The sequence below is a fragment of the Dyadobacter sp. 676 genome, from assembly GCF_040448675.1.
Classification (GTDB): Bacteria; Bacteroidota; Bacteroidia; order Cytophagales; family Spirosomataceae; genus Dyadobacter.
In genome coordinates, this window is sequence record NZ_CP159289.1 from 2,345,492 (window position 1) to 2,359,083 (window position 13,592).

The following is a 13,592-nucleotide window of genomic DNA, read 5'->3' on the forward strand; positions in this document are numbered from 1 at the left end:
TACTGGCAATCTAGCAAAATTTCCCGTATGCCTGGCCGGGCCGTCGCAAATTATCGGCCTGGGCACGCGTGGGGGCCATATTACCCGGGAAGAAGGTGCGAAGGGCGTTGCCGGCCGCCTGTCCGAACTGGTCATGGCAGTGTGTTTCTGACCATATACGAGCAAATACACCGTGTCGGATCGCAACGCCGCGTTTATGGGACGGGCCGTTATTTGCGAAGGCTCTCCACGCGCCAGAGTGTCAGGAAGATGAAGAAGGTAATCAGGCTGAGCAGGTAGATCACATTGCGGGAGTCGACAAGCCCCTTGCCCAACGCCTGATATTGAACGTCCAGGGCTATACCGGACAGCAGGCTGGCTGCGAAACCATCCCCGAACATGCCGGAAACCGCATTGAAGCCAACATACCAGATAAATGCAAGAAACACGCCGACGATGAATGCGACGATCTGGTTGTCGTTCAAAGAGGAGGCCCATAGCCCCATTGCCACCAGCACACCGCTGAGCAACAGCAGACCAAGGTACGACCCGGCCACAGCGGCCGAATCGACATCGCCCACCGGGTTGCCGAGTTGATAAACACTGTAATAGTAGATGAGCGTCGGCAGCAACGTGAGCACCACGAGCACCCAGTTGGCGAAGAATTTGCCGAGCACCAGGTCGATATTGCGTATCGGCTTCGTAAGAAGCAGTTCCAGCGTGCCGTTACGCGACTCTTCGGCCAGCGAACGCATGGTAATGGCCGGAATGAGGAAAATCAGCACATAAGGCGCCAGGCCGAAAAACGAGCCGAGGTCGGCGTAGCCGTAATCGAGGATATTGGAATCAGGAAAAACCCAAACGATCAGGCCGATGGCCGTCAGGAAGACCGCCATGACAATGTAGGCGATCAACGAGTTGAAAAAACTGGCTACCTCTTTTCGGAAGATTGCTAACACTATTCGGATGATGATTAAGTCCTTTTCAGGAATACACTATTCGAAGACCGGCTTTTCCTTGCGCATGATTGCGGCGATAATCAGCGAAAAAATGAAGCCCATGATCAGGTACCCGAAAATCACGGAAACGAACATAATGCCCGGCGACATGAATTTTTGCGATACTTCCAGGGCCTGTTCGATCTGCGCGTCGTCCATGCCCTTTCTTTCCAGCTCCTCGCGCATCTGGTCGATTCCCTGGGTAAGCAGGTTGGGGTCGATAAATTGAATGTAAAAAATCGTAAATGCCGAACTTAGCAGTCCCAGCACCGCCGAAGTAAGGGAACCCAGTCCAAGTCCTTCGCCATAGCTGATAAACCCTCCGTTCTTTTCGCGAAACTCTTTCATCGCCAGTACAATCGCGACGATCAGGAAAGCGTACGAGAGCGACGCGAGTATGCGATTGCCGCCGAGCCCGGCGACGTACAGGATCGTCGAATACACCATCGTGACAACGGCAACCAGGAGGCCGTATTTCAGGGCGACGCGGGCGGTAGAGGTTTTTTCTTCCATGGGTTTAAGATTTGTTGTTTTGGAGAATGCTGTAATCCTGTTTTCTCAAAATAAGCGAGATAACCAGGATCGGAATGATCGCCATGACTGTCTTTTTACCTACTTCATCCATGATGATCTCCGAGGTAGCCATTTCTCCCACACCTTTATACATCTTCTGAAACTCGGCTTCCCCGATATTCTTGACGAGCTCGGCTTTGCCTTGCATCATCAGCTCCTTCATCTGGGCAATGTATGCTGTAAAAACAGACGGATCGATGTAAGTTACAAAAAAATAGATCAGCCAGCCGGCAATCAACGCACCGACCGTATTGACAACATAGCCGATTGTGAGCGCTTCCCACAAATGCAAAAGTCCCTTCCCTACTTTCTTGCGGTAATACCAGCAGGCACCGGCGATCAGGATGATGTGGATGCCAAAATCAAGCACCTTGTTGTTACCCAGCGGCACGATGTCCATCGTATACAGTCCCAGAAAAAACGCAAAGACCAATATGCCCAACGCCAGCCCGAAGAGTAGCGACAGTTTTAGAATAGGTTTATTAAAATAGGCTAAAATCGAATTCATTTGAACCACTCCTGTTTACCATTGTTGATCACCCCTCTTACCTTCCCTCTCAGCGTCTGTCCCAGGAACGGCGTATTCCTGGATTTGGAGTAGGTTTTACCAAACACCCATTCGGCGTGCGGATCGAAGAACGTCAGGTTGGCTACCGCGCCTTCTTCCACGCTTGCCGCCGGTAATCTCAAAATCCTTCTGGGTTGAACGGTCAGTTTTTCGATCACATCTTCCAGCACCAGGCCGCTATGCATGACCGACAGCGCAAATGCCGTTTCCAAACCGGTAATACCAAAATCGGCGTGGTCGAATTCGAGGTTTTTGCTCTCCTCGTCGTGCGGGTTATGGTCCGAAACGATGGCATCGATGGTGCCATCCGCCAAACCTTCCCGTAATGCCGCATTATCCTCAGCCGACCGGAACGGCGGGTTCACTTTCAGGTTGGTGTCGAAACCAATGAGATCCTTATCCTCAAATGCCAGCTGGTGCGCGGCGATGTCGGCCGAAACCGGCAGCCCTTTCGCCTTCGCTTCGCGGATCAGCTCAACGCCCCGCACCGTCGATAGCAGCGAAACGTGCAATACCGGAGCGGACGTGTCGTAAGTATTTTTTTCCAATGCATATTCGAGCAGTTTCAGGTCGCGGATAAGCATCATTTCCTCGGCCAGCGCGGGCATTCCTTTCATGCCCACCAGCGTGCTCGCGACGCCCTCGTGCATTTGCCCGTAAAGCGTCAGCTGGCGGTCTTCCGGGCGGTTGATAAGCAATGCATTCAGCGGGCGCAGGTACAGGATGGTTTTCAAAAGCAGGTCCGCATTCTGCACGGGATTTTCGCCGTCCGTAAATGCAATGGCACCCGCCTGGTGCAAATCCATCATTTCGGTAAAATCGACACCCTCCGCCTTCTTCGTTACCGCGGCTGCGGGATGCAATGTAACCAGACCACCGAAACCGCTGTGCCGAATATAATTGAGCGTATCCTTGGTATCCACCACCGGCTGGGTATTCGGGAGCAATACGATTTCCGTAAACCCGCCATGCGCGGCGGCTTCGCGTACGGACCGCAAATCTTCCTTATGCTCGAAACCCGGGTCGCGCCCCTGCACGCGCATGTCCACCCAGCCTGCCGACACGTGCAAGCCGTTGCCGTCGATCACCCGCGCATCGCCTGCGTCGAGGTTGTCCCCAATTTGCCTGATTTTCCCGCCTTCGATCAGGATGTCTTTCACCTGGCCATTGAAAGGCGATTTCTTATCAATTACCCGAACCGAGCTAACTAACAATTTCATATTCATTTCAAACTATACACCGGAAATGCAGCATTGAACCGGTTTCAAAAAAAAGCTCCGGATGGAGCTTCAAACCTAATATCAGGCACCTATTAATTCCTGGTACTTTTCTGCGGAAAGCAGGCCGTCTTCCTCACCGGGATTCGCCAGACTGATCTTTACCATCCATCCGCGACCGTAAGGATCGGTGTTGACGAGTTCGGGTTCGCCGTCGAGGTCGGGGTTTACTTCGAGCACCGTTCCGGCTACGGGGAGGAAAAGGTCGGAAACCGTTTTCACAGCTTCTACCGATCCGAAAACATCGCCTTTGCCAAGTGCTTCGCCTACCGTGTTAATGTCCACATACACAATATCACCTAATTCATTCTGGGCATGGTCGGTAATGCCGATAGTTGCCGTATCTCCTTCAATACGAATCCATTCGTGATCTTCTGTGTATTTCAGTTCTGATGGAAAATTCATGATAAAATCAGGTAAGTTGTGAACATCTTTGGAGCGCAAATTACACGATGTAAGCTGTATTTTCCAAATCAAAATGTTATTCAGCCAAATTGAACTTGAGCTGTACTCCTCCGGCGGTGCTGGCGCGGTAGAATGAGTTCGAAACGAGCGGGTCGTTGAACGTCCGGTCGAAATAGAATTGTACGCTCAAACGGTTATTGACCATGTAATTGACCGTCGGACGAAGCTGGAAGTTGATATTTCCGGCGATCGGGATATTCTCGCCATCGAACTTCCGCTGGATCGACCGCGTGTCGCGGAACGTCATCGCGAGCTGCATTGTCATATCGTTTTTCAGCTTCTTCTTCACCCCGTTGATCTTGAACGGCAGCGGCACATTGTTTTTGGTAAAGCCAATGTTAACCGTAATATCCTGGTTAAAGAGCTCCGCCACCTGCGAGTTGGAAAGGTTCAATGCAATGGTGCGGTCGCGGTTGTACTCTACGCGCGCGGTCACACGGCTCTGCGTACGCATCTCCACGCCCACCAGCGGCTGGAACTTCTCCGAAAGTGTAATGGTGCTCATCGCAAATACCGGCACATACTGGCCAAGGTCATTCAGCCTCGACGACAACGGATAGCCCGTCACGGCCAGGTTCACATAAAGCGCTTCGTAATCGAGCGAGGACGTAAAGTTACCTACGCTGTAATTGGACATATACTTATGCCGCAATGTAAACGAACTGAACAACCGCTTGAACGCCGGTATCTGTGAAAGACCGGAATAGCTGAGATCCCAGTTAGGCATCGGGAATTTCAGGAACGGGTTGGTACGGACGGTTTTCGGGTCTTTGCCGGTATATGCCGCAAAGAACGCGGCAATCAATACGTCCTGCGATGTTTCGTTGTACTCGCCGCCGCTCTTATTCTCTGCATTCAGGCGATCGCGCAGGATGGCCCGGTAGGCGCGGAACTTGTCGAATACCGGCGAGGAATTGTCACGCCGCATTTTGGCAAAAGCCGTCCGGAACGACATGAACGACATACTGAACTGACCATTCCGAAGCGGGCTTTGAGATACGAAATTCCCCGACGAATCCGGCCGGTAGAATTCCTGATAAGCGTCCTGCCGCGTCATGCGCGCCTCGATAATCAGCCTGAAATCCTTGAAAGGTTCCAGTGTGGTATTGGCCGAGAAGTTCTTGGCGATGGTCTGCTGGAATGGCATATTCTGCTGCTGACTCTTCGTGATCCAGCCCTTTTCGGCCGCCTTCACCTGGAAATTCCTGTCCTGCTGCCCCAGCACGAAACCGAGCCCCGGCGCGTTGGCGTTATCGAGCCCGAAATACTTGGGAGCCCTCAAATAGCCGGGTAATGCGGTAGTTTCCAAAACCGAATAGCTGAAATTGATACCGCGCACGGTCATCAGGGCCCTCGTGAGATTTTTTACAATGTCGGTCGTGCGCATATCGATCTCCTCGATGTCACCGGGGCTGCGTGCAAAGTTCTTCCTGGCGGCCGACGGCGTATTGGCAAATTTCAGATAGCGGAGCTTGTTGTAAAGCAACACAAAATCCACCTTCCCGGTAACGCCCCGCTCACGGCTGTTACGGATAATGTCCCCGAACGGCAGGCCTGTCGTGTCTTTCAAACCCAATGCATTGGCCTGATAGTTGTAGCCGATGGAATGCTTGTAATCTGCCGACATCCAGTCCAGAACCGGTATCTTGTCGAGCGGCAGGCGGTAAGTCAGGTCAATTTTCTGGTCGAAATTTTTGATACGGCCCAGTTTTTTGAAATTGTTCCACAGCGAATCTTTCTTCTCTCCTGTATTGATATCCCCTTCCGGTTCATCGACGATCGAGTTGGCCGTCGCGGAATAGGTCAGCGTCATATTGCGCGTCAGGTTCCAGCCAAAGTCGTAGTAACGGTTGAACCAGAAATATTTCTCATACAAGGGCTGCATGCCGTCGGTAGTCAGGTCCGCGTTACGGAGCTGGGTTTTCAGGAACCGGCGGTCTACGTCTGTCCGCAGCGAAACCATATTCGGCAGGAGCGTCACATTGAATTCCTTGATAAACTCCGCCCAACGGCCTGTCGCCTTCCATTTCTTGAATGGCTCGATCGCCTTCGGCTGGCTCGCATACATGTAGGAAATACCGGCTTTGTACATTCGCTGGTTATATTCCTGCGTCAGGATATTCCGTCGCTTGTCGTCGCTGAATGCATAGGTGAACGAGAAGTTTTCAAAGTCGTAAAAATGGTTTCTGGCTCCCGGCTTGGTCTTGACCTTTCGGACATTCGAGAAATTAAACCCTCGTTTAACTGCATTCTCTTCCACCATCCGCCTGTAACCGTCCCTTTCTTCGTCCGTCTGGAGGTTCGCCAGCGACGTGCTTAACGGCGTGTCGGGATCGAGGGGGTCGAAATGCGGTTTTACATTCCGCCGGTCGTAGCTCACAAACAGCGGGATCTGAAAGCCCCAGTTAGCCGGAAGCAGTTTGTCCAACGCGATATTGGAAGAAAACCCGTATTCGGCCGTAAAGTTGCGGGAACGCTCTCCGATACGCTGTTGCACAGAACCGAAACCGAATGTTTCGATCCGTCCCGAAGCAGTCAATGTCGCGAAATCAGCCAACTTCGCATTCAGCTGCGCAATAGCCGCTACACCGCCCGTGTCGTCGAATCCTTCCACATGCATTTCATCTACCCAGATACAGAATGACTTCGACCGTTCATCCGCCGATTTCGGATTCCTCATACCGATCATAAGTACTTTCACGGCACTCAGGTCCGGGTTTCCGACGACGGTAAGTTTGTAGCGTCCGTCGGCGGTGGTAATGGTGTAAGGTACGCTCAGGTTTTTATCGATCTGCCGGTTCCGCTGGGCTTTCGCCTCGATCAGGTCGGCAAGCGCAATATTGATCTCGTTACTTTCCGGCCAAACCTGGATGTCCTGGCTCTCACCGGGCCGGGTTGCTTTCAATGCCGAAAGGTCGATCTCGTAGTAGTTCTGGGTAAGGTCGGTACCGATGCGCATGAAGGTCCCTACCATGTTGTCCTCGTTTTGCTCGTTCTGCATGTGTACATACATACGGAGGCGCTTGCGGAAAAGCAGGTCGAGGTTTACGTTTTTAAACACAGCCCGTGAATCGCCGTCGCGCAGGTCGGTAACGCAAAGGCTCATCGACTGTTCGTTCAGCTGCAACGGCGGACGTTGGGTATTGTCCTGGTCGCGTATCCAGCCGGGAGGGATGGTATACACATATTTGTTGGCGCTCTGGTTATTCTGGCTGTTCTCTTCAATGCTTACCGTTCCGACTGTAAATTTCGCATCGTAAGGTTCGGGAACTTCCTGCAAGCCCGGCGCATCGAGGTTATAAGTGTATTTCCGGTATTGCTGGCCCACCATTTGCAGCTGGGCAAAACGGAGCACCACCGGTTGCTGGAAGTCGGTCAGGTACATTCGCATGAAACGGATCGATTTAAAACCGTTCATATTTCCTACTACCCCCGAAAACTCTTTAATAGGAACCCTGAACAGGTACCAGCTCTGACCGTCCTTTGTATTCACGGTTTTATCGACAACATAACCCTTCCCTACTTCAAGCTGGCCGGGTTTCAGGTCAATCTCATATTCATAATAAGATTCATTGTCGTTGATGGTATTGTCGACGTTCATGTCCTCGGCATCCGGAACGTTGGTCGACGCCGGCGTTACATCCACGGACCTTCCCTGACTTTCAGGAGAGTTGTTCTCCATCCCCAGGTAGTTCTTGTAACGTTGCAGCACTTTTATGTCTGCGCTGTCGAGTGAGGCCCCGAGGAAGAACTGGAAATCATCACCGGAAGGGTCTTCCAGGATTCTCGCGCGTGCGTCGGGAGTCAGGTTTGCCGGAAGGCGGTCGAGGAAATTTTTAAAGAAAACACGTTCTTCTTCATTCGACAAACCATCCAGACCGACGTCCTGCTTCTGCCGCGCACCATTTTCATTACTGAATGCATTAATCAGGTATTGCGATTTCGTAGCATAACCCCATGCCGTCGAGTCCACATTCACACCCACCTGTTTCGCTACCAACGGCAAGCCATTCTCAAAGTTGTAACGCTCGTCGGGAATAACATCTTCCGAAATATCACCGAGGTTGAACACCAGTTTTCCGCCGGTGGTATTAGATGTATTGGAAAACCCATCTCTGATCTTGCTTTTTTCGGTGCCATCATTAATAAACGGATCCAGCATCCAGAATTCAATGCTTTCGATATTGGCGTTGTCAAAATCGTTATCCGAAGTAATAGCCCGGCTCAACGCCCCGAAATTGTTTCTCGGGTTCTTCATGCGGCCGTCCGGGTTCAGATCCGTATTATAGTTGTACATTCCCCGTTCGCTCGGAAAATACGCAATGTCAAGAATCTGCTGCGGATAAGTCACCAACCCCGCGATGGGTCGGTTAGGAAAAATGTGGCTGGGGAGGTAAAGCCGCTCGTAATAGTTATTGCGATCGGCCTCGGTTATATTGGCCGGCGGCTGGTAACCTCCGCCAAGACCCTGGTCGCCACCGAAAATGTTATCGACCGTATAAGCTGAAATCTTGGCACGTCTATATCCGTATTTAAGGTCTTTGCCATCAAAACCATCCCTGAACTTTGTGGGTACTGCGCCCAAACGCCATTTTTGCGGCTGGCGGGAAAGATCATAAATGGTACGGGCAGCTTCAAAGTCATCCACCAGCGAGCGGTTATTCACATCCTTTGAAACACCGGGGAATAACTTGGCAAACTCGCCCTTGAACTGGATCGTCGACATTTCCTTCGTTTGGATGAGCGGCAAGGCGTCCAGCCATTTGGTCAGGAATGGTGCATCCTTACGGAAATTCACGTCGAATCCGAGCATCGTGTTGTTCACCGGCTCGTTACCGATGGATACCCGCGACAAGAAACCGGCCGTCCGCTCCCTGTACTTTATGGCCGTTAAACCCACACTCAGGTTCCGGTTTGCAACATAATCGAGGCGGGTTCCTACCAATGTCCTGATCTGGTTCTGGAACATATCCGGGCGCTCGTATTCGATCACGATTTCACGTCCCGAGTTGAGCACGCTGGTGTTCAAAATCCGCACGCGGCCAATCTGCGCTTCCACAATATAATCCGAGCCCGGCGCGAGCGGCACGCCTCCGGAAGTTACGGTTACCGAAGTTTCGAGTACGCCAAATGGCAGCTGTACTTCCGCACCGCCACTCGACTGGTACGCTCCTTTGATGAAAAATTTATTGCGCTCTGAAACCTGCTGCGCATCGATCATCGTGGTACGATACAGCTCGTTGAAGACGTATTTGTTACGGTAAGCGTCCTCGCCGGGGCCAAATTTCCGGGAAAGGTTACTACCGAAGGGTTCCAGCACGGGAAAGATAATACGGCCGGTTTTACTGTCCACAGTAATGCCTTCCACAAAGTCGAAGTTACCATCGGGTTGAAGGTCGTTCACCGGATTCAAACGGTCTAGGCCCGAAAGGCGGATTAACGGCACGTTAGCAATGCTACTTTCCTGCAAGTTCGGGTTGTCGATACCTGTCTGGTCATCCTTATAAATAACCCTCAATTGAAACCCTTGCTTGTCGATCTGGCTGGTACCGAGAGAATAGATGTTCTTCATCATCAAGTCCCACATCGGCAGCTTGGTATTGTTACGGATAGTTGAAGATTTAAGGAGTTTCAGCGCGATAACTTCGTTGTCCTGTCTCGCCTGATAATCCTCCGTTAACTCCCCCTACCTTGTAAGCCCGTCCGTTCAATGTATATTCATAGGAAACCGCCAGGACTTCGTCGTTACGGAGCGCATTGGTAAGCGAGATATACCCTAATTGGGGATGGAAAGTATAATCACGGTCTACGATAAGACGCTTGGCGCCACGCAGCAACTCGTAATCAACCGTTTTCTCGAGTCCCAGGCCGGTAATGGCGGTATTGGCATTGTCGACCTGCCGGAAAGCGTTGTTCTTGGACAAGGTCTGATAAAGGCCGTTCGCCTCGTTGCCGGCGGGCGAGGTCGAACGTACAGGTTGCAAATTGGGATTCCCCGCCCGGTAAGGTGCAGGCTCGCCCAGATCGGCGAAACCGACTACGTTACGAAGCGACTCGGTGGTGGTCGTGCGGTTGGTTACATACACTTCAAGCCGCGTTACGGTTACGCCCGAGGTAATGGTCGGCGTGTTTTGCAGCGAGCTTTCGTAGATATTCCGGAAATACTGGGAAAGGAAAAAGTTACGATTTTCGTCATAAGTATCCGCCCGCAATTCGAAGTCCCGGCTTTGCGCGCCCCCGCGCAGGGTGATCCGTTCCTTGCTTGATTTTTGCTGGGAAGCGACGAAAGTGGCGCTCAGACGGCCGAACTGAAAATCTGTTTTCAAACCGAACAGATTCTGAACGCCCGGGATCAGCTGACTGTTAATGGCCCAGTTAATGTTACCGGCTTCGATCTTCCGTATAAAACTTTCTTCGGGATTCTTGTAATTCAGTTTGATCGCATTCTCGAAATTGAAGTTGGCCTTCGTGTCGAAATTCGTCTGGAAGCCCAGCATGTCGCCCAGTTTCGCATCGAAATTGATATTGATCTGCTCGTTGAAGATAAATTGCGTATTCCGGCGCTGCCGGATCGGAATTGCCGGATTGTCGAGGAACTGATGCATTAAACCCAGGTCCAGCGATACAAAACCGGTCGGTTTGAAGTTTACAAAGTTATCACCCAGCAGCTTCGACAGGCCCGGCGGCAAATCAAGTTTCGGCAGCAAGCCACGCGCACCGAGAGCACTGTTGCCATCCTGTCTGCTGGCGTACTCGCGCAGGAGGCTTCTGAATGCCCTGTCTTCCTGGATCTTGTCGTAAGTTTCGAGATCCATCCGCTCAGGTAAGCGGTAGTTTAATCCACCGCCCGGCGTGGAAACGCCCGGCGCGGCGACGCCCGGCGTAGTGACGCCCGGCGTGGAAACGCCCGGCGTTTGAATTTTCTCGGTCACCGTAATTTTACCGGCGCTGTCGAGAATGACGTTGGTGGAGATATTGTTCGGCTCGCGAAGGTAGAACGGCGACCGCGGCCGGGGTTCCGAGATGCGGTTGGAATAATAATCTTTCCATCGCATGATCAACTGGGAGCCCGACCTGTCGATATTTTTCTTAACGGTATCTTCTCTAAGCGTATCCGCAAGTATGGCCCATTCTTCCGCCTGTTCCGAATATGGTTCGCCCTTGCCGCCCGAAACGTTTACGAGGAACACCGCTCCGGCCGAAATGCTTAGTACCTTAAAAAGATAAGAGTAAATCGTTGATGACAAGGTAATATACTTATTTAGAGAAGGTTGTATTTACAAACAAATCTGTCAACACGATTTTAACATCGTAAAATTTTTCACCAAATATCATTGCGGTTCCGGTTATCGTAACGCCAGTTTGATCAGATTTTCAACGCTAATAGACTGCCCCTCACGTTTGATGATGGCATCCAGACTTTTCTCCGCCGTGGCCTTGGGAATACCCAAAGTAACGAGCGCAGCCAACGCTTCACTCCGGAGAGTGCTTGACGACGTTTCGGCCGACCGGGTGCCTGTCGAAACGAGCTCTTCCTTACGAATTTTGTCTCTTAGTTCGAGGATTACGCGCTGAGCAGTCTTGGACCCTATGCCTTTGATCGACTGGATCAGGCGCAGGTCTTCATCAATAATTCCTTGCCGGATTTCCGAGGAGGAAAGAGAGGAAAGCATCACGAGCGCTGTCGACGGCCCGATCCCAGAAATGCTTGTCAGGTCCAGGAAAAGCTTTTTCTCATCATTCCCCCAAAATCCGTACAGGACGTGGGCATCTTCCCGTATATTGAGAAACGTTACCAGCTTGCACCGGGCACCAATGTCGGGGAGCGAAGTATAGGTCTGTAATGAAATCCTGACCTCGTAACCCACTCCGTTGACATCGATAATAGCGTACGCTGGGTCTTTATAGGTTACAATCCCGTTAACGTAGGCAATCATAAAAATAGTATGTGTATGTTGAAGCGTTAATTCCTAGGTAGAAATAATCAACTTTTGGCCGGGCTTGATCGAGTTGCCCCTGATCTTGTTCCGTTTTTTCAACTGACCGATTTCCAGACCGTAGCGCTGCGAAATAATCCATAATGTATCTCCTTTTTGTACGGTATGATAACGTTTCCGGGTATGACGCTGCTGTTTCGCCACCTGCTCTTCTTCCTCCTGCTGTGGCCTTGCTTTGGCTGCAATGCGGGTTGCGGGTACAATTTCCTTCACCTCTTTGTAGATCACCAGACGCTGCCCCCTGCGGATATTGTTGCGGCGGATGCGGTTCCATTTACGGAGCGACGCTACCGAAACGCCATACTTCCGCGCGATGCCCGCTACGTTATCGCCGCGCCTGACCGTGTAGGATACGCGTTTGGTGCGGGTACGCTGAACCGTTTCCTCGCCGCTATCTTCATCATAACCTTCGTCGTCCGACACATTCGATGCCAGCACATAAGGGAATGCGCCGTTTCCGGACAGTGAATCGGTCTGGGTGCTGTCGGCTCTGGCCACCATTACACCGGAAGAAAGGTATCTTCTTGTGCACGAATCCATGATCGATGCGCGGTTGCTCATCAGATAGGTGAACCGGACGCTCGGCACTTTCAAAACGAAGTCGCGCGTTTGTTCGGGAAGGATCGTCTTGGTAATATGCGGATTGAGCTTTTTGAGGACCTCGAAATCGATGCTTGCGTTGTTGCAAAATGCCGTCAGGTCGATATAACCGTTGACGTGAATGGTATCGTTCGGAATCTGGAATTCTGTGTTTTCGGGGAAAATGCCGTGGTCGTAACCATAGTTCATCATGTAGTTCATGGCCACATATTGCGGCACGTATGAACGGGTTTCGCGGGGAAGGACATTGTATATCGTCCAGAAGGTAGTCCCGCGCGAGCGGCGCATCGCGCGTTTCACATTGCCGGGGCCCGTGTTATACGAAGCCAATGCCAGCTCCCAGTCGCCGAAAATGTTGTAAAGCTGTTTAAGATAAAGGCAGGCCGCCTCGGTTGCCTTTACCGGCTCGAAGCGTTCGTCGATATATTTGTCCTGATAGAGACCGAATTCCCGGCCCGTAGCCGGCATGAATTGCCAGAGGCCTCCCGCACGGGCGTGTGATATCACGGTCGGATTCAGCCCCGATTCGATCATGGACAGGTATTTCAGTTCGGTAGGTAGCCCGTGCTTGGCGAGGGTTTTCTCGAAAAGCGGGAAATAGAGCGGCATACGCTCCATCATCGTCTGGGTGAACTTGGCCTTTTTGTAGATAAAATATTCTACAAATTCGTGGGACGATTTGTGGTAAGTAAGCGGGATCGACTTTTCAAGCTTCGCGAACCTTTCTTTTAAAAGTTCTTCGGGAACCGCGGGATTCGGCCCGATTTCTTCTACTTCCGGAAGTGACGGCATCAAATCATCTTCTTCCTGAGCAATACTCTCAACTGTATCCTGCCCGGATGTCAAACTCTCCTGTGGAACCATTGCCCCGACGGGCATAGTCCATAACCCTGCACACATGGCTCCGAGCCACAATACTCTTTTCGAAATCCTCATTAATAAATGTTTTTTGAAGGTTAATCAATTCACGGTTTTCATTGGCTTATACCTGTTGATGATCCCTACTGACAGATAAAAAGGTCCTTTTTAGCCCTGATGAATCAGAATAATCTCTAATACATTCTCAAATACTCATACAAGTTCCTCATTCAGAATAACTAAACCTGATTGCCTGTTATTCTGGCATAATATTTTT

Annotated in this window: 9 protein-coding genes; all 9 read right to left on the reverse strand. The window is 51.3% G+C overall.

The annotated features are described in order from the left end of the window. Window positions 1–209: 209 nt before the first annotated feature. Complete coding sequence (gldF, locus tag ABV298_RS10470) at window positions 210–938, reverse strand: gliding motility-associated ABC transporter permease subunit GldF (protein ID WP_353722068.1); 729 nt, start codon at window positions 936–938, stop codon at window positions 210–212. Between the two features lie 36 nt (window positions 939–974). Next, window positions 975–1,490 carry a DUF4199 domain-containing protein gene (locus tag ABV298_RS10475; protein ID WP_353722069.1) on the reverse strand — a complete coding sequence of 172 codons (516 nt, stop codon included), beginning with the start codon at window positions 1,488–1,490 and terminating at the stop codon, window positions 975–977. Between the two features lie 4 nt (window positions 1,491–1,494). Continuing rightward, complete coding sequence (locus tag ABV298_RS10480; RefSeq protein WP_353722070.1) at window positions 1,495–2,058, reverse strand: DUF4199 domain-containing protein; 564 nt, start codon at window positions 2,056–2,058, stop codon at window positions 1,495–1,497. Beyond that, the gene (locus ABV298_RS10485; protein ID WP_353722071.1) at window positions 2,055–3,338 is read right to left on the reverse strand and encodes a dihydroorotase; all 1,284 of its coding nucleotides are present in this window, start codon (window positions 3,336–3,338) and stop codon (window positions 2,055–2,057) included. The genes ABV298_RS10480 and ABV298_RS10485 overlap by 4 nt, the downstream gene beginning before the upstream one ends. An 81-nt stretch (window positions 3,339–3,419) precedes the next feature. Beyond that, on the reverse strand, window positions 3,420–3,800 hold the full coding sequence (gene gcvH / locus ABV298_RS10490; protein ID WP_353722072.1) for a glycine cleavage system protein GcvH: 381 nt from the start codon (window positions 3,798–3,800) through the stop codon (window positions 3,420–3,422). 76 nt (window positions 3,801–3,876) lie between these two features. Beyond that, window positions 3,877–9,501 (reverse strand): cell surface protein SprA, encoded by a 5,625-nt coding sequence (gene sprA / locus ABV298_RS10495; RefSeq protein WP_353723169.1) that lies wholly within the window; start codon window positions 9,499–9,501, stop codon window positions 3,877–3,879. Then, window positions 9,482–11,107, reverse strand: a complete 1,626-nt coding sequence (sprA, locus tag ABV298_RS10500) for a cell surface protein SprA (RefSeq protein WP_353722073.1) — start codon at window positions 11,105–11,107, stop codon at window positions 9,482–9,484. Before sprA (ABV298_RS10500) ends, sprA (ABV298_RS10495) begins: the two co-directional genes overlap by 20 nt. Before the next feature lie 99 nt (window positions 11,108–11,206). Continuing rightward, window positions 11,207–11,797 (reverse strand): Holliday junction branch migration protein RuvA, encoded by a 591-nt coding sequence (ruvA, locus tag ABV298_RS10505; protein WP_353722074.1) that lies wholly within the window; start codon window positions 11,795–11,797, stop codon window positions 11,207–11,209. 33 nt (window positions 11,798–11,830) lie between these two features. After that, complete coding sequence (locus ABV298_RS10510; protein WP_353722075.1) at window positions 11,831–13,393, reverse strand: LysM peptidoglycan-binding domain-containing protein; 1,563 nt, start codon at window positions 13,391–13,393, stop codon at window positions 11,831–11,833. Window positions 13,394–13,592 lie beyond the last annotated feature (199 nt).